This window comes from Microbispora sp. NPDC004025 (genome assembly GCF_053604425.1).
The window spans coordinates 235,061-251,210 of the sequence record NZ_JBSGHN010000011.1; the positions used below are offsets into that span (position 1 = coordinate 235,061).

The 16,150-nt window shown below is 73.1% G+C and carries 13 protein-coding genes; 8 read left to right on the forward strand and 5 right to left on the reverse strand.

Features of this window, described 5'->3' with window-relative positions:
- Positions 1-52: 52 nt before the first annotated feature.
- From mreB to ACWEQG_RS26115, 6 genes are read left to right on the forward strand one after another with little or no spacing between them, the layout of a single operon-like run.
- Positions 53-1,087, forward strand: a complete 1,035-nt coding sequence (mreB, locus tag ACWEQG_RS26090) for a rod shape-determining protein (protein ID WP_363473778.1) — start codon at positions 53-55, stop codon at positions 1,085-1,087.
- On the forward strand, positions 1,084-1,947 hold the full coding sequence (gene mreC / locus ACWEQG_RS26095; RefSeq protein WP_452288521.1) for a rod shape-determining protein MreC: 864 nt from the start codon (positions 1,084-1,086) through the stop codon (positions 1,945-1,947). The genes mreB and mreC overlap by 4 nt, the downstream gene beginning before the upstream one ends.
- Positions 1,947-2,528 carry a hypothetical protein gene (locus ACWEQG_RS26100; protein WP_452288523.1) on the forward strand — a complete coding sequence of 194 codons (582 nt, stop codon included), beginning with the start codon at positions 1,947-1,949 and terminating at the stop codon, positions 2,526-2,528. The genes mreC and ACWEQG_RS26100 overlap by 1 nt, the downstream gene beginning before the upstream one ends.
- Positions 2,521-4,506 carry a penicillin-binding protein 2 gene (gene mrdA / locus ACWEQG_RS26105; RefSeq protein ID WP_452288525.1) on the forward strand — a complete coding sequence of 662 codons (1,986 nt, stop codon included), beginning with the start codon at positions 2,521-2,523 and terminating at the stop codon, positions 4,504-4,506. Before ACWEQG_RS26100 ends, mrdA begins: the two co-directional genes overlap by 8 nt.
- Positions 4,503-5,669, forward strand: a complete 1,167-nt coding sequence (gene rodA / locus ACWEQG_RS26110; protein WP_452288527.1) for a rod shape-determining protein RodA — start codon at positions 4,503-4,505, stop codon at positions 5,667-5,669. Before mrdA ends, rodA begins: the two co-directional genes overlap by 4 nt.
- A gap of 15 nt (positions 5,670-5,684) precedes the next feature.
- Positions 5,685-6,728 carry a DUF2293 domain-containing protein gene (locus ACWEQG_RS26115; RefSeq protein WP_452288529.1) on the forward strand — a complete coding sequence of 348 codons (1,044 nt, stop codon included), beginning with the start codon at positions 5,685-5,687 and terminating at the stop codon, positions 6,726-6,728.
- A gap of 6 nt (positions 6,729-6,734) precedes the next feature.
- Here ACWEQG_RS26115 and ACWEQG_RS26120 read toward each other — a convergent pair whose 3' ends face one another.
- On the reverse strand, positions 6,735-7,637 hold the full coding sequence (locus ACWEQG_RS26120; protein ID WP_452288531.1) for a serine/threonine-protein kinase: 903 nt from the start codon (positions 7,635-7,637) through the stop codon (positions 6,735-6,737).
- 74 nt (positions 7,638-7,711) lie between these two features.
- Positions 7,712-9,892, reverse strand: a complete 2,181-nt coding sequence (locus ACWEQG_RS26125) for an N-6 DNA methylase (RefSeq protein WP_452288533.1) — start codon at positions 9,890-9,892, stop codon at positions 7,712-7,714.
- 57 nt (positions 9,893-9,949) lie between these two features.
- On the opposite strand from ACWEQG_RS26125, the gene ACWEQG_RS26130 reads away from it, so the two are divergent.
- Positions 9,950-10,684 (forward strand): PP2C family protein-serine/threonine phosphatase, encoded by a 735-nt coding sequence (locus ACWEQG_RS26130; RefSeq protein WP_452288535.1) that lies wholly within the window; start codon positions 9,950-9,952, stop codon positions 10,682-10,684.
- 239 nt (positions 10,685-10,923) lie between these two features.
- On the opposite strand, the gene ACWEQG_RS26135 is transcribed toward ACWEQG_RS26130, so the two are convergent.
- Both ACWEQG_RS26135 and ACWEQG_RS26140 read right to left on the reverse strand, forming a co-directional pair.
- Positions 10,924-12,519: a multicopper oxidase family protein gene (locus ACWEQG_RS26135; RefSeq protein ID WP_452288537.1), complete on the reverse strand. Its 1,596-nt coding sequence runs from the start codon at positions 12,517-12,519 to the stop codon at positions 10,924-10,926.
- Complete coding sequence (locus tag ACWEQG_RS26140; protein ID WP_452288539.1) at positions 12,512-12,919, reverse strand: hypothetical protein; 408 nt, start codon at positions 12,917-12,919, stop codon at positions 12,512-12,514. The genes ACWEQG_RS26135 and ACWEQG_RS26140 overlap by 8 nt, the downstream gene beginning before the upstream one ends.
- A 116-nt stretch (positions 12,920-13,035) precedes the next feature.
- Here ACWEQG_RS26140 and ACWEQG_RS26145 point away from each other — a divergent pair, with 116 nt between their 5' ends.
- Positions 13,036-13,935 carry a LysR family transcriptional regulator gene (locus ACWEQG_RS26145; protein WP_452288541.1) on the forward strand — a complete coding sequence of 300 codons (900 nt, stop codon included), beginning with the start codon at positions 13,036-13,038 and terminating at the stop codon, positions 13,933-13,935.
- A gap of 122 nt (positions 13,936-14,057) precedes the next feature.
- On the opposite strand, the gene ligA is transcribed toward ACWEQG_RS26145, so the two are convergent.
- The gene (gene ligA, locus ACWEQG_RS26150; RefSeq protein ID WP_452288543.1) at positions 14,058-16,142 is read right to left on the reverse strand and encodes an NAD-dependent DNA ligase LigA; all 2,085 of its coding nucleotides are present in this window, start codon (positions 16,140-16,142) and stop codon (positions 14,058-14,060) included.
- Between the last annotated feature and the right edge of the window lie 8 nt (positions 16,143-16,150).

Sequence of the window (16,150 nt, forward strand, 5' to 3'; positions counted from 1 at the left end):
CGCCGGGCAGCGATCACGCGTGCTCTCCCTCCTCTCTGAAAGCTGGTCGGCGATGGGTTTCCCGTGGGGATTGCTCGGCCGGGACATGGCGGTCGATCTCGGCACAGCCAACACGCTCGTGTACGTGCGCAAGAAGGGCGTCGTCCTCGACGAGCCCTCGGTGGTGGCGATCAACCTGCACACGGACAGGATCGTGGCGGTCGGGACCGCGGCGAAGGAGATGATCGGGCGCACCCCGCCCCACATCGCCACGCTGCGCCCGCTCAAGGACGGTGTGATCGCCGACCTCGACGCGGCCGAGCGCATGTTGCGGCACTTCATCCAGGTGGCGCACAAGAACCGTTACCTGGCCAAGCCCCGGGTCGTCGTCGCCGTGCCGAGCGGCACCACGAGCGTCGAGCAGCGCGCGGTCAGGGAGGCGGCGTACGAGGCGGGCGCTCGCCGCGTCCACATCATCGAGGAGCCGATGGCCGCGGCGATCGGCGCGGGGCTCAACGTGGGGGACACGACCGGCAACATGGTCGTGGACATCGGCGGCGGCACGACGGAGGTCGCGATCGTCTCGCTCGGCGGGGTGGTCGTCTCGAAGTCCGTGCGGGTCGGCGGCGACGAGCTCGACGAGGCGATCGTCAACTACGTCAAGAAGGAACACTCCCTGATGCTCGGCGAGCGCACAGCCGAGCACATCAAGATCAAGATGGGGAGCGCGCTGCCGGGCGGCGACGACGAGACCTCGCTGCCGATCCGGGGTCGCGACCTGGTGACCGGCCTGCCCAAGACCGCCACGATCAACCGGGCGCAGGTCAGGGAGGCGATCGAGGACCAGGTCCAGACGATCGTCGACGCCGTGCAGACCACGCTCGACCAGTGCCCGGCCGAGCTGGCGGGCGACCTCATCGACAACGGCATCGTGCTGACCGGCGGCGGCGCGCTGCTCGAGGGGCTGGCAGAACGGCTCGGAGACGCCGTCGGCATGCCGATCCACCTCGTCGACCAGCCGCTCCAGTCGGTGGTGCAGGGCGCGGGCCGGTGCGTCGAGCGCTTCGACGACATGCAGGACGTGTTCCTTCCCGAAACGCGTCGATGAGGGCCGCCGGACGCCGGACGCCCGTGCTGCTGGCGCTCGTCTCCGTCGCCCTGATCGTCGCCGACACCCTGACGCCGCTCGACCCGTTGCGGGCGTTCGGGTCGGCCGTGTTCGGCGGGCTGGAGAACGCGGCGTCCGCCGGCGTCCGCTGGGCGCCGGGGCAGCTCCGCGTGACCGAGCTCGAAGCCGAGAACGCCCGGTTGCGCGCCGAGCTGCTCGCCGCCCGTCGCGTGACCCCCTCCCCTGCCCCGGCCGACGGCTACCGGGCCGTGCCCGCCCATGTCGTCGGTTTCGGCCGGGACGGCACGGTCACCGTCGACGCCGGTTCCGAGGGCGGCGTCGCCCGCGACATGACCGTGTTCGACGGGAACGGGCTGGTCGGCCGGGTCCTGCGGTCCGGACCCGGTACGGCGACGGTCCAGCTCGCCACCGCCTCCGGCGCCTCGATCGGCGCACGGCTCGAGGGCTCGCGGGAGGTCGGCCTGGTGACCGGCGTCCCCGAACGCGGGCTGCTGCGGCTGAGCCTGCTCAACCCCACCGCCGAGGTGAAGCCGGGCGACCGGGTGGTGACGCTGGGCTCGCGCGACATGCGGCCGTACGTGCCGGACGTGCCGATCGGCGCCGTGGTCGCGGTCGAGCCCGCGCCGGACGCGCTGACCAGGACGGCGCTCGTGCGGCCCTTCGCCCGCTTCACCGCGCTCGACCTCGTCACCGTGGTCCTCGGACCGCTGCCGGACGCCGCGGCCCCGGCGAAGAGCGGCCCAGGCCAGAGCAGCGCGGACAAGAGCAGCGCGGAGAAAAGCAGCGCGGAGAAAAGCAGCGCGGACAAGAGCAGCGCGGAGAAAGCGAAGGGGGCGTGATGAAGGCGGTCATCCTGTCCTTGCTCGTCGTCCTCGTCGCACCGGTGCTCCAGGTCGCCGTGGTCAACGGGTCGGCGCTGCCCGGCGGCGGGCCCGACGTCGTGCTGATCGGCGTCGTCGCGCTCGCGCCGCTGCTGCGGCCCAGGCCGGAGGCCAGGGGTTTGCCGGAGCGGGGCGCCGCGGGAGGAGGGGCGGGGGCGTTCCTCGGGTTCGCCGCGGGCCTGGCCGCCGACATCGCGCCGCCCGCCGACCACACCATCGGGCGGCTCGCCCTGGTTCTGTGCCTGGCCGGGTGGGCGTGCACGCGGCTCACCTCGGGCGCGACGGCCGGGCGGCGGGCCGTCGTCGCCACCGCCGTGGCCCTGGGCGCGGCGCTCGCCGGGGGCGTGCTCGCGGCCCTGCTCGACGGGACGCCCTGGGGCACGGCCCTCGCGCCCGGCGCCCTCGCCTGGACCGCCGGTCTGGCCGCGCTCGTGACCGCGGCGCTCGCCCTGCTGCCCCGCCGCCGGTCGTTCGGGCGGGTGCGCAGACCGCGGGACAGACCACGCGATCCGTACGCGCCCGGGAGGCGGCTTGCGTAGGAGCGTCCACCCCGCCCGTCTCACGTTCGTGCTCGTCGTGGTGACCGCGCTCATGCTGACCCTGCTCGGCCGCCTGTGGTACCTCCAGGTCGTCACCGGCCCGACGTACGTCAGGGCGGCCACGGAGGCGCGGGTGCGCTCGGTCGTGCTGCCGCCGGTGCGGGGGCGGATCCTCGACGTGCGCGGCCGGCCGCTGGTGGCCAACGAGACCAAGCCGCAGGTGTCGGTGGACTACATGGCCCTCATCCACCAGCCCGACGGCGGGAAGGACGTGCTGACCCGGCTCGCCCGGGCGCTGGGCCGGCCATACCAGGAGATCGCCGACCGGGCGCGGCTGTGCTCCGCGAACATGCCCCGGCCGTGCTGGCCCGGCTCGCCGTACCAGCCCATCGTCGTCGCGGACGACGTGAGCGTGCGCACGGCGCTGTGGATCGCCGAGCGGCAGAGCGAGTTCCCCGGCGTCAGCACGGCGTTGCGGCCGGTCAGGACCTACCCGCTCGGCTCGGCCGCGGCGCACGTGCTCGGCTACCTGCAGCCGCCCTCCCCCGACGACCCCGAGGGCGGCCCGGAGCTGATCGGCCGCGACGGCCTGGAGGCGGAGTACGACCGCGAGCTGGCCGGGCGGACCGGCATCCGGCAGATGGCGGTGGACAGCACGGGCAAGGTCACCGGCCTGGTCCGCGAGGAGGCCGCCGTGGCCGGGGACACCCTGGTGACCAGCATCGACGCGCGCGTCCAGGAGGTGGCCGAGCGGGCGCTGACCCGGGCGGTGACCGCCGCGCGCAAGCGGGGCGAGCCCGCCGACAGCGGCGCGGCGGTGGTGCTGGAGGCGAAGACCGGGCGGGTGACGGCGATCGCCGACTATCCCACTTACGACCCGGGCGTGTGGACCGGGGGCATCTCGCAGCGCGACTACGAGGACCTGCCGCTGGTCAGCGCCGCCGTGCAGGGGCAGTGGCCGCCGGGCTCGACGTGGAAGGTGACCTCGACCGCCGCGGCGGCGGAGGCGGGCTACTCGCTGCGTGCCTCCTACGACTGCCCCGGCGGCTACAAGATCGGCGGCCGGGTGTTCCACAACTTCGAGAGCGCCGAACTCGGCCGGATGGACATGCGCCGCGCACTGGTGGTGTCGTGCGACACGATCTTCTACCGGTTCGCGGAGAAGATGTGGCAGCGTGACGGCGGGCTCAAGCCGGTCAAACGGCCCAAGGACCCGATGCAGGCGATGGCCGAAGAGTTCGGGTTCGGCACCGCCACCGGCGTCGACCTGCCGCACGAGGCGGCGGGCAGGGTGCCCGGCCGCGCCTGGAAGAAGGCCAACTGGGAGCGGACCAAGGCCGACTCCTGCCGCCGCGCCAAGACCGGCTATCCGGAGATGTCCGACCGCAAGCGGGCGGCCTACCTCAAGGCGCTCGCCTCCGACAACTGCCGCTCCGGTGGCGTCTGGTGGGCCGGTGACGCGGCCAACTTCTCGATCGGGCAGGGCGACGTGCTGGTGACGCCGCTCCAGCTCGCCCGGGGGTACGCCGCGCTCGCCAACGGCGGCACGGTCTTCAGCCCCAGGATCGGCAAGCAGGTCGTGCGGCCCGACGGCACCGTGGTCCGCACTATCACCCCGCCCGTCGTGGGCAAGGTCGACGCGTCGCGCAAGACGCTGCGGTTCATCCGCGACTCGCTGGCCGGCGTGCCGCGCACCGGCACGGCCGCGGGGGCGTTCGACGGGTACGCGTTCAAGCGCCTGCCGATCGCCGGGAAGACCGGCACCGCCGAGGCGTACGGCAGGCGGGACACCTCGTGGTTCGCCTCCTTCGGCCCGCTGAAGAAGCCCAAGTATGTCGTGGTGGTCGTCGTCTCCCAGGGCGGTACGGGCGGGTCCACGGCGGCCCCGGCCGCGCGGGAGATCTGGGAGGGCATCGCCGCCCTCGGCCACGGCAAGAAGAGCAAGAAGCACAAGAAGGACGACGGGGGAACGCGATGACGACGCTCGGTCCCCTGTCCGTACGGCTGCCGGCGGGCCGCGCCACGAGACGCCGGTCGCAGGCGCGCCTCGCCCTGCTCCCCGCGTTGGGGCTGGTGCTGCCCGCCGCCGCGTTGTCGGCCATCGGGCTGCTGCTCGTGTGGTCGGCCACCCGCAACGAGCCCGGCTCGACGCTGCCGCAGCGGCAGGCGCTCAGCGTGGGCATCGGTTTCGTGCTCATGTGGGCCGTCTCGCGGATCGACCTGCGCGTGCTGCGGGCCTACGTCCCGGTGCTGTACCTGCTCGGGCTGGCCGGGCTGGTCGCCGTGCTGACCCCGCTGGGCCGTACGGTCAACGGCTCGCACGCGTGGATCGTGCTCGGCCACGGGCTGCAGTTCCAGCCGTCCGAGTTCGCCAAGGCGGCCATGGTGCTCGCGCTGGCGACGGCGCTCGGCGAGCCGCGCGACGGCGAGCGCAGGCCGGGCGCCGGGGCCGTGCTGCTCGGCCTGGGCCTCGTCGCGCTGCCGGTCGGCCTGATCGCGCTGCAGCCCGACTACGGCACCGCGCTCGTCTTCCTGGTGGTGGCCGCCGGGATGATCGCGGTGTCCGGCGCGCCGAAGAGGTGGTTCGCGGCGTTCGCCGCCGCCGGGGCCGCGGCGCTGCTCCTGGTGTGGCGGCTCGACCTCATCCGGCCCTACCAGCTCCAGCGCCTGATGGTGCTGGCCGACCCGGACGCCGACCCGCTGGGCGTGGGCTACAACGCCACCCAGGCCAGGATCGCGATCGGCTCCGGGGGCCTGCTGGGCAAGGGGCTGTTCCACGGTGAGCAGACGGCGGGACATTTCGTGCCCGAACAGCACACCGACTTCATCTTCACGGTCGCGGGCGAGGAGCTCGGCTTCGTCGGCGCCGCCTGCGTGATCCTGCTGATGCTCGCCCTGCTGTGGCGCGGCCTGCGGATCGCGGCCAAGAGCCCCACGCCGTTCGGCACGGCCGTGGCCGGCGGGGTGGTGTGCTGGCTCGCGTTCCAGACGTTCGTCAACGTGGGGATGACCATGGGCCTGCTGCCGGTCGCCGGGCTGCCGCTGCCGTTCGTGTCGTACGGCGGGTCGGCCACGATCTCCAGCCTCGCGGCCGTGGGGCTGCTGGCGGCCGTGAACCGGCGTACGCGCACGCCGGCATAGGGCAGTCTTGGAGGAATGCGCAGCAAGCTCGGCGGACGGGTGGCCCAGGCGGCGGAGATCGCCCTGGCCACCCGCAAGTACGTGACCCCGATCGACGTCCTCACCGGCCTGCGGTGGCTGCACGACCGCCACGTGGAGACCTGGCGGCAGGGCCGCGCCGACAGCCTGGAGCGGCTGGCCGCGGTGGACGCCGTCCGGATGGAGGAGGCGCTGTCGCACCTGCGCGCGTGGGCCCTGTCCCGCGATCTGCTGGAGAGCGAGGCGGCGTACACGGCGGGCACCCGCGACCGGCGGCCGCTGCGCTTCACGGCAGCGGGCGACGAGGACCTGGAGCGCGCCTTCCGCGTCCACTGGCTCTCGCCGCAGCTGAGTGAGGCGCGGCGGCGGCAGATCGCCGAACGGCACAGCAAGGCCCCCGACCTGGTGGTGGTCGCGCCGCTGGACCCGTGGACCTGCGCCGGCTGCGGGGAGACCGGGCCCTATCTGATCATGGAGGACGACCGGCCGCACTGCCTGACCTGCGCCGACATGGACCACCTGTGCCTTCTCCCGGCGGGGAACGCGGCGCTGAGCCGCCGCGCCAAGAAGGAGAGCGGACTGTCGGCGGTGGTGGTCCGCTTCAACCGGCGGCGCAAGAGGTACGAGCGGCTCGGCGTGCTGGTCGAGGAGGAGGCGCTGACGCGGGCCGAGGAGCAGTGCCTGGCCGACGAGGAGGCGCGGCTGCGCCGCCGGGAACGCGACCGCGAGCGCAGGGCCGGTGAGGACGCCGAGTTCCAGGAGAGGATGGCGGCGGAGATCCGCCGCCTGTTCCCCCGCTGCCCGGCCGAGCGGGCCGAGGCCGTCGCCGCGCACGCCGCCGTACGCGGCAGCGGACGGGTCGGCCGCACCGCCGCCGCCCGCGTGCTGGACGAGAGCGCCATCACGCTCGCCGTCGTCGCGAGCGTGCGCCACCTGGACACCGACTACGACGAGATGCTGATGTCCGGGGTGCCGCGGATGACCGCCCGCGAGCGGATCCGGTCCCGGGTCGAGGAGGTCCTGACCGCCTGGCGCGCGTGAGCGTCCTCAGCGGACGCGGCCGACCATCTGGGCGTACATCCGCCCCGGGCTGGGCACCGACGACGGGTTGAGGAAACCCGGCAGCGGGGGCAGGTCGACCGCGAACGGCTGCAGCCGCTCGAACAGCGTGTGCGCGTCGGGCGGCCGGTTGTCCGGCTCCTTCTCCAGCAGTTCGGCGAGCAGGCGGTCCAGCTCGGCGGGGACCCCGGGCACCCGGGGCGGCCGTTCCTTCACCTGCTTGTCGAACACGGCGTACTCCGTCGGCCCGGTGAACAGCTGGTTGCCGGTCAGCATCTCGTGCAGCACGCAGCCGAGGGAGTACAGGTCGCTCTTCGGCCCGGCGACGCCACGCTGGATCTGCTCGGGAGACATGTACGCCGGGGTGCCGAGGATCTGCCCGATCCGGGTGAACTGCGCCGTCACCCCCGCGACATCCGTCTCACGCAGCATGGCGAGCCCGAAGTCGAGCACCTTCACGCTGCCGTCCGGGCAGAGCATGAGGTTGGTCGGCTTGAGGTCCCGGTGGCAGATCGACAGCTCGTGCGCGGCGGTCAGCACGGCGCACGCCTGGGCGGCGACGGCCGCGGCCCACGGCACCGGCAGCGGGCCGTGCTCGCTCAGCAGATCGGCGACCGTCACCCCCTCGATGAACTGCATGACCTGGAAGAGCCGCTGCTCGTAGGTGCCGAAGTCGTACAGGACGGGCGCGCCCGGATGGTCGAGCTTGGCGAGGATCCGCGCCTCGCGGAGGAACCGGCGCTGCAGCTCCTCGTCCGGACCGTCGGGCAGCCGCAGGAACTTCACCGCCACCTTGCGGTCGAGCCGCCGGTCGTGCCCGCCGTACACCGCGCCCATGCCGCCCTGGCCCAGGGGAAGGTCGTCCAGCTCATACCGGTCGCCGATGACCATGCGCCCCTCCCGTCGGCCTATCGGGGAAAAAGCTACCGGATTCGTCCGCGATGTTCGGGCTCGGCAACCGGGTCTCAACCACGGGGAGCCTTCGGCGCGTCACCGGCGGGGCGCAGACGTCCGTCGACGAGTCCCTCGACCCCGAGCCGGGCGAGCGCCTCCCCGGCGGCGGCCGCCTCGCGCAGGCCGTCCTCCAACGCGAGCAGCCGCAGGAAGGCCGCGCCGTACGTCCGCTGGACGTCCAGGGGCAGCTGGGGGACGCGGGCCCGCCGGGCCTCCACCCGGCTGCTGGTCAGGTGCGGCCGGCCGCCGCCCGCCGCGTAGCGCAGGAACCCCGCCAGGAACTCGGGATCCACCTTGTCCGGATCGACGCGGAACAGGCTGAGATGCGGGCCGAGGACCGCCCCGTCCGCCGTGACGACCCGGGCGGTGACGGCCGACGCCACGACGTCTCCCCGGCGTACGGCGACCAGACCGGGGGCGGGCGGCATCCGCCGCGACGGCGCCGTCCCGGCCGCGACGTCGTCGGCCGTCAGCACGGGCACGCCGCCCTCGGGCACTCCATGTCCGGGCACCCTGCTCTCGGGCACTCCATGTCCGGGCACCCTGCTCTCGGACACCCTGCCCTCGGACATCCCTCCCTGGGGCGCCTCGCCGTCGGGGGCATCGGCGGGCAACGCCCGCAGCGTCGAGTGCCGGATGGTGACAAGTCCCGATCTGGCCATCTCGGCCACGGTCGCCCACGACGCGTCCCAGCCGGCCGTGGCGCCGGTGAGCACCTCCAGCTCGGGCACGCCGCCGGCCAGCGCCGCGGCCGCCTGCCTGAAGCGCTCCCTGGCCGCCGGGAAGCCCTGGGTGTCGGCCCGCGGCGACAGGTGCCGCGCCGGGCTCACGTCGACCTCGTCGTCGAGGATGTCGATGATCCGGACCATCCGGCCGCCGGACGGCGGTTCGGTCCCCGCGAGGTGGGCCCGCCAGGCCGGCTCGACGGAGGCCGGGTCGTCGCTCGCGTCGGCCACGAGGATCGCGCCGGGCCGCCGCTCCCCGGGCTCGGGGCGGCGCAGCAGCCAGAGATCGGGACCCCCGGGCGCCAGTGTGAGGACCGCCCGCAGCGCGCCCGCCCGCAGCAGGTTGGCGCGGATGCGACGGCCCGGACGGCGGCTCGCGGCGGCGGCCGGCATCAGGATGGCCACCAGGCCGCCGGGCCGCACGTGGGCGAGACAGTGCTGCACCCAGGCCAGCTCCGGCTCACCCCGCGGGGGCATGCCGTACTGCCAGCGGGGATCGCCGACGAGGTCCTCGTGGCCCCACGCCCGCTCGTTGAACGGCGGGTCGCACACGACGGCGTCCACGAGCGCGTCGCCGAGCGGGTCCGTCGGCCGGTCCGGCGGGAAGGCGTCGTGCCGGAGCGCGTCCCCGGGGACGACCCGGGCGTCCCGGCCGCGCAGCAACAGCCGCAGCGCCGCCAGCAGCGCGACGGTCTCGTTGGCGTCCTGGCCGAGCAGCCGCACCTCGTCCGCCGCCCCGCCGGCGCCCGCGGCGGCGTCCAGCAGGAGCGTGCCCATGCCGCACGCGGGGTCGAGCACCGTACGCGCGCCCGCGCATGCCAGCCGGGTCATCAGGGCGGCCACGTCGGGCCGGGTCAGCGCCAGCCTGCGGCTGTGCGCCTCGGCGTACCGCTCGCAGAGGAACTCGAAGGCGCCCGCCGCGCCGTGCCGCTCGGCCATGCCGGCTACCAGCCGGAGCACGCCGGGCTCCACCGGCGTCGCGTCCCCGCCGCGCCGGGGCAGGTCGGCGGTCGCCCTGGCCACCGCGCGCGGGAGCCGTGCGGCGAGGTCGGCGGCGGCGGACAGCCGCTTCCAGCCGTCGGGATCGCGCAACGTGTAGAGCAGGAACGCGCCGACCTCCCCCAGCACCTCGCCCAGACGCAGGTCGTCGGCCGACGCGCGCAGCCGTTGCCAGACGCGCTCGCCCTGGGACACCTCGAACGACTTCCCGTTTCTGCGCAGCCACGCCTCCACCTGGGGCAGCGAGAAAAGCGGGCTGGAGGCGGTACCTCCGACCGGTTGGGGGAAGTCCTCGTAGCGGCGGCGCCAGTTGCTGACCGCGGCCCTGCCGACGTCGGCGAGCCGGGCGATGTCGCCCGCGTTCACGGTCGCTTCGACCGCCGCTTCGACGGCGGCCTCGAGCGGGCTCGCGGCGGCCGGGCGCGCCGACGTGTCCGCCGTGTTGTCCGCCTGGGCGTCGTGGCTCATGAACACGAGCCTAGACTATGCTTGTGAAGTGACTCAACCAATGGTTTACTCAAAACCATGACGCACAACCGTATTCGGTACGCCGCTGGGTCGGACGTCGGGCGTTCGCGTGCCAACAACGAGGATTCGGTGCACGCCGGCGAGCGCCTGCTCGCCATCGCCGACGGGATGGGCGGGCACGGACACGGTGAGGTCGCCAGCGCGGCCGTCATCTCCACCCTGGCCAAGCTGGAGGACGGCCCGGCTCCCGCCGACCCCGTGGCCACCCTCGCGGACGCCGTACGGGAGGCGGGGCAGCGCCTGGGCGACCTCGCCGCGCAGGATCCGGCGCTCGAACGCATGGGCACCACGGTCACCGCGATGCTGTGGGACGGCCAGGGGAAGTTCGCCCTGGCCCACGTGGGCGACTCGCGGGCGTACATGCTGCGTGACGGCGCGCTCTACCAGATCACGCGCGACCACACGCTGGTGCAGTCGCTGGTGGACGACGGGCGGATGAGCCCCGACCAGGCCGCCCGTCATCCCCGCCGCTCCCTGCTGCTGCGGGCGCTGGAGACGAGCGGCCTGGCCGAGCCCGACCTGTCGCTGCGCGAGGCGTACCCGGGCGACCGCTATCTGCTGTGCTCCGACGGGCTGACCTCGGTGCTCGAACCCGAGACGCTGCACCACGTGCTCACCACCGTGACCGATCCGCAGGAGGCGGTCCTCCGGCTCATCGAGCTGGCCAACGAGGGCGGCGGACCCGACAACATCTCGTGCGTGGTCGCCGACGTCCAACCCGCCGACGCCTGAGGCCGGGAACACCATCCCCCGCACCGCGAGAGCGGCCCTCCGGAGCTGCTGACCGGCTCCCAGGGCTCCCAGGTCGGCAGGCTTCGCCGTGCCGGCAGGACAACCAGCGCGCGAAGAAGGTCACCGGGAGCAGGTACACGCAAGGCTGGGCTTGACCCTCCGTCTCCGGCCTGCCCCCACGGCGAAGGACCGCGTGCCGGCGGACCATCTCCACACTTCGAGAGCATCGACGAAGCCTGCTAGACGATCTCGAGGTTGGCCATCATGCCCATGTCCTCGTGTTCGGCGTTATGGCAGTGGAAGAGGTAACGGCCGCGATAGCCCTCGAACCGGGTGATGATCTCCACGGCTTCGCCGGGCCGCAGCGAGACGGTGTCCTTGAGCCCCACGTCGTGAGCCAGCGGCGGCCTGCCGCTGCGGGAAAGTATCCGGAAAGCGGCCAGGTGCAGGTGAACGGGATGGTGGACGTCGGCGATGAGCCGCCAGACCTCGACATCGCCAAGCCGGGTGGTGACGTCAGTGCGGGCGGGGTCGAAGGGCAGGCCGCCGATCAGCCAGCCGCGGCCCGCGTGCGTCTGCCCGGTACGCAAGGCGAAGTCGCGCATCCTGACGGCGTCCGAGCGCCGCCAGGCCGGCAGGTCGGCGGACAGGGTGCGCGGGATGCGGCTGTCGTCGGCGGCCTTGCGCGCGACCCTGAAGGCCATCACGTCCCGGGTTCGGCCGGCGCCGAGCCTGTTGACGAGTCTGACGAGACTCCCCGTCGGGAGACCGGAGAAGTCGACGACCACGTCGTAGCGTTCGGCGGGCGCTATCGGCAGCAGTCTGTGGACGACCGGGGCTGTGAGGAGTCCCTGATCGGCGCCGATCTGGACGAGGTCGAGGCGACGCCCATCGTCGGTGACCGCTTCGAGTTCGTAGTGGCGGGCGTTGGAGGCGTTGAGGATGCGCAGCCGATAACGGGCCGCGTCGGCCTCGTGCATGGGCCACGGAGCACCGTTCACCAGGATGACGTCGCCGAGGACCCCGGCGAGATACGGCTCACGGACGCCGGGCCGTACACGCAGGGTGGGGTCGAGGGCGGGGTAGGCGAGACCGCCGTCGGCGGCGAACGCCCGATCGGCGATCACGAGGGGCAGCTCGCGCGGCCCGGAGGGCAGGCCGAGGGCGTCCTCGGCGTCGTCGCGCACGATGTGCAGCCCGGCCAGGCCCCGCCAGATCGCGGGGCCGGTGAAGTCCATCCGGTGGTCGTGGTACCACAGCAGCGCCGGCCGCTGGTCCAGCGGGAAGATGTAGTCCCGCGTCAGCTCTGTCACCACGGCCCTCGGGTCGTGCATGCCATGAGCGAAGCCGTGTCCCACGTGCGTGGAGTGCTTACGCCAGCCCTCGGGGAGGAGCAGGTCGGTCGGGTACCCGTCGGAGGCCGCCGGAGTCCGGCCGCCGTGCAGGTGCACGACCGTCGGGACGGGCAGCTCGTTGCGGTGCGACACGGTGACCGGCCGGCCGCGGCGCGACTCGACCGTCGGCCCGGGAAAGGTCCCGTCGTACGTCCACAACGGAGTCTTCACTCCCGGCAGGATCTCCGCGCTCGCTTCACGTTGGGTGATCTCATAGCGGTCGGCGCCGCCCGAGGTGCCGACCGGCTTCAGCACTGCGGGAATCGGCAGCGGCACCTGGAACGGCGGCGGGAGCGGTACGGCGCTACGCAGCTGGGCACCGGTGATGGACGGCCGGCGGGCCAGCGCGGCCGCGCCCGACAGCCCGGCGGCCGTCATCAGTCCGAGCGCACCGCCGATGCCGAGCGCCCGCCGCCTGGTCACGCCACGGTTGTCAGTCATCGCCGGCCCCCTCGCGGAGGAGAGGCCGCCGCCATACGTCGATGAACTGCACCACGACGGCGACGACGGTCGTCACCCCCAGCGGAAGATGCAGCCACAACGTGCCGTCCAGCCCGGCGAAGTACTGCACGGTCTCCGCAGCCACCACTGCCGTCGTGGTCAGGAACGGCAGGGCCCGGCGCAGCCGGACCCAGACCGCGATCGCGACGATCACCTGTAGGCAACCGATGGAGGTGACGGTGTCGGCGCCGGCCGTGTGCAAGCTCAAACCCGCGTAGTCACCGCTCAGATACACTCCCGCGAACACCGGCTGACCGGCGATCGCCAGCGCGTGCGCGCTGACGACGGCCCGCAGCATCCATCCCGTGGGTGCCGTCCGTGGCGGGGCCACGGTGAGCATGGAAATTCCTCCTCACTGCGCTTTCGCTTCATGAGCGCCTCACAGTGAACGCTATAGCCATGGGGCTATCCTTTCTAAGATCAATATTGCTATAGCGATATGTCCGGGGAGTCATCATGGACCTGCACGCGCTGAAGCAGTTCCTGGTGGTGGCGCGGCTGGAACACCTCAGCCGGGCCGCCGACGAGCTGCGCGTCGCCCAGCCGTCGCTGAGCCGCACCATCGCCCGGCTGGAGAGCGAACTGGGCACCCCGCTGTTCGACCGCAGCGGCCGGCTCCGGCTCAACGACGCGGGCAGGCTCTTCCGCGACCACGTCGAACGCGCCCTGGGTGAGCTCGAGGCGGGGCGACGCGCGGTCGCCGAGGCCGCCGGCGAGGGCCTGGGCACCGTGAGAATCGCGTCGGAGACCTTCCTCACCCTCATCGGCCCGCTGGCGGCCTACAAACGAGCCCATCCCTCCGTCGAGATCGAGCTTGCCTGGTCCCTGGCGGAGGACATGGCCCGCCGTCTGCGGACCCAGGAGGTCGACCTGTGTGTCGCCTCACAGCCGATCCACGCCGAAGGCCTGGAGTCGGTGCGACTGTTCGAGGAGCCTGTAGGGGTGTGCGTCCCACTCGACCACCCGTTGGCGGGCCGTGACTCCGTGAGCGTCGACGACCTCGCCGGGCAGCCCTTCGTCACCGCCCGCAAGGGGCACTGGCTACGCCGGCTGCTCGACCGGCTCTTCGCGGCACGAGGCCTCACGCCGAAAATCGTCTGCGAGAGCGACGAACACAGCACCATCGCCGGGCTGATCGGCGCGGGACTGGGCATCGGCCTGGTCCCCGCCTTCGCTTGGCGTGGCACGTCGGATGCCCCCGTCGCCTGGATCACCGTCGACAGCCCCGACTGCCGTCGCACGGTCATCCTGTACTGGGGGGCCGGCAGCCACCTGCCGGCCGCCGCCCGGCTGATGCGCACCACGATCACCAGCTGGGACTGGATCAGCGGTGATCTTCAAGACGACCGCCGATGACGGCACGACATGTCGCCCGTTGGACGCCACCATCTCGGCCGGGGTCATCGCGTCGAGCGCGATGGACCCGCATGACCCCGGTCACCGACCTGGCGTGGCTGCACGCCGACGATCAGGGTCGCCTACAGCAGCTGCGCGACCATCTCGGCGAACTCCTCGGGGGAGGCGATCCGAACGCCGAGGGATTCGGCCTTAGCCCGCTTGGACCCCGCGTTCTCTCCCGCGACGACCAGCGAGGTCTTCGCGGAGACGCTGGACGACGCCCGGCCCCCGGCCCGTTCGATGAGCTCGTTCATCTGGTTGCGGGACAAAGCCGCCAGCTGCCCGCTCATCGCACCCGTGACCACGACCGTCATCCCGGTCAGCGGCAGAGCGTCCGGCTCGTCGCCGCCCGGCGCCGGGGTGCTCGTGCCGCCCTCGTCACCGGCCGCCGCCACACCGGGCTCGGTCATGTTCACCCCGCCGCGGACGAGCTTGTCGATGAGGTCGCCCAGCTCGGCCAGCTCGGCGACGATCACGGGCGCCTTCTCCGGGCCGATGCCGTCCACCGCCTGGAACCCCTCCGCGTCCGCCGCGCGGATGGCCTCCATGGTGCCGAAGTGCCGGGCGATGCGGCGGCTCATCGAGCGCCCCGTCCCCCTGACCCCGAGCGCGCAGAACACCCGGCTCAGCGGTCTGGTCCTGGCCCTGTCCAGGGCGGCCAGGAGGTTGTCGGAGGACACCTCCCCCATCCGTTCCAGGCCCAGTAGCTGCTCGCGGGTGAGGAAGAACAGGTCGCCGAAGTCGGCGATCAAGCCGGCGTCCAGCATCTGCTGGACGCGGTTGTCCGCCAGCCCTTCCACGTCCAGCTGGTCGCGGCCGACCGCGTACCGGATCGAGGCGATCGCGCGGCAGTTCCGGCCGCGCACGCATCTCCACCGCTCCTGCGAGGTGTCGATCTCGTCGCCGCAGGACGGGCACACCTGCGGGAACACGATGGGCTGCTCGTCGCCGGTGCGCAGGTGCACCACCGGGGACTCCACCCGCGGGATCACGTCGCCGGCCTTGTAGACGACGACGCTGTCCCTCAGCATCAGCCCGCGGCGCGTGATGTCGGCAGGGTTGTGCAGCGTCGCATAGGTCACGACGGAGCCGTCCAGCTCCACCGGTTCCAGCACCGCCCGCGGGGCGATCACCCCGGTGCGGCCGGTGTTCCACTCCACCTGGAGCAGCCTCGTGATCTTCTGCACGGCGGGCAGCTTGTAGGCGATCGCCCACCGCGGCGCCCGCGAGCTGAACCCGGCCTGTGCCTGATCCGCCGCGTCGTCCGCCTTGACCACGATGCCGTCGATCCCGAACGGCAGCTCCGGCCGCGCGGCGGCGATCTCCTCGATCCGCTGCCGCACCTGCTCCACCGTTGCCGCGACGATCCCGGCGACCGCGGTCCCGGCCGTGGTCCCCACCCCCTGTCCGGCGACCCAGTCCATCACCTGGCTGTGCGGCGACTCCCGGAGCCGCGTCGCGAGGTCGGAGGAGTCATCGGGCAGCGGCAGCGCGCCGTACCCGAAGAACGTCAGCTCGCACACGTACGGCCGATCCTGCGCCCTCAGCGTGCCCGCGGCGGCACTGCGCGGGTTCGCGAACGTCGTCCCGTCATGCGCCTGCCGTTTCGCGCACGCCTCCTCGAACTGCCGGGCCGTCATCATCACCTCGCCGCGCAGCTCCACGGTGACGGGGTCGGCCAGCCGCCCGGGAAGACCGACGATCGTGCCGATCGCGTGTGAGACGTCCTCGCCCGCGCTCCCGTCGCCGCGGGTGACCAACTGGACGAGGCGGCCCTCACGGTAGCGGGCGGCGATCGCCAGCCCGTCCAGCTTCGGCTCCACGGACCACGCGGTCACCGGCCGGCCGAGGCGGCGTTCCAGCGAGGCGGCCCAGCCGGCCAGCCCCTCGGGCCCGAACACGTTGTCCAGGCTGAGCATGGGCACGGTGTGCGGGACGTCGCCCACGACTCCGGCGACCTTGCCCGTCGGCGAGGCCTCCAGCACCTGGCCGGGGTGAACCTTCTCGTAGGCGGCGATGCCACGGACGAGCCTGTCGTAGGCGTCGTCGTCCAGGGGGGAGGTCCCGTCACCGTAGTAGGCCGCGGCCGCGTCGGCCGCCAGCTGGACCGCCTCGGCGTAGGCCGTCTCGTCGAGGATCGCGTCGATGGGGGGCGCTTCAGTCATGCTGCCAT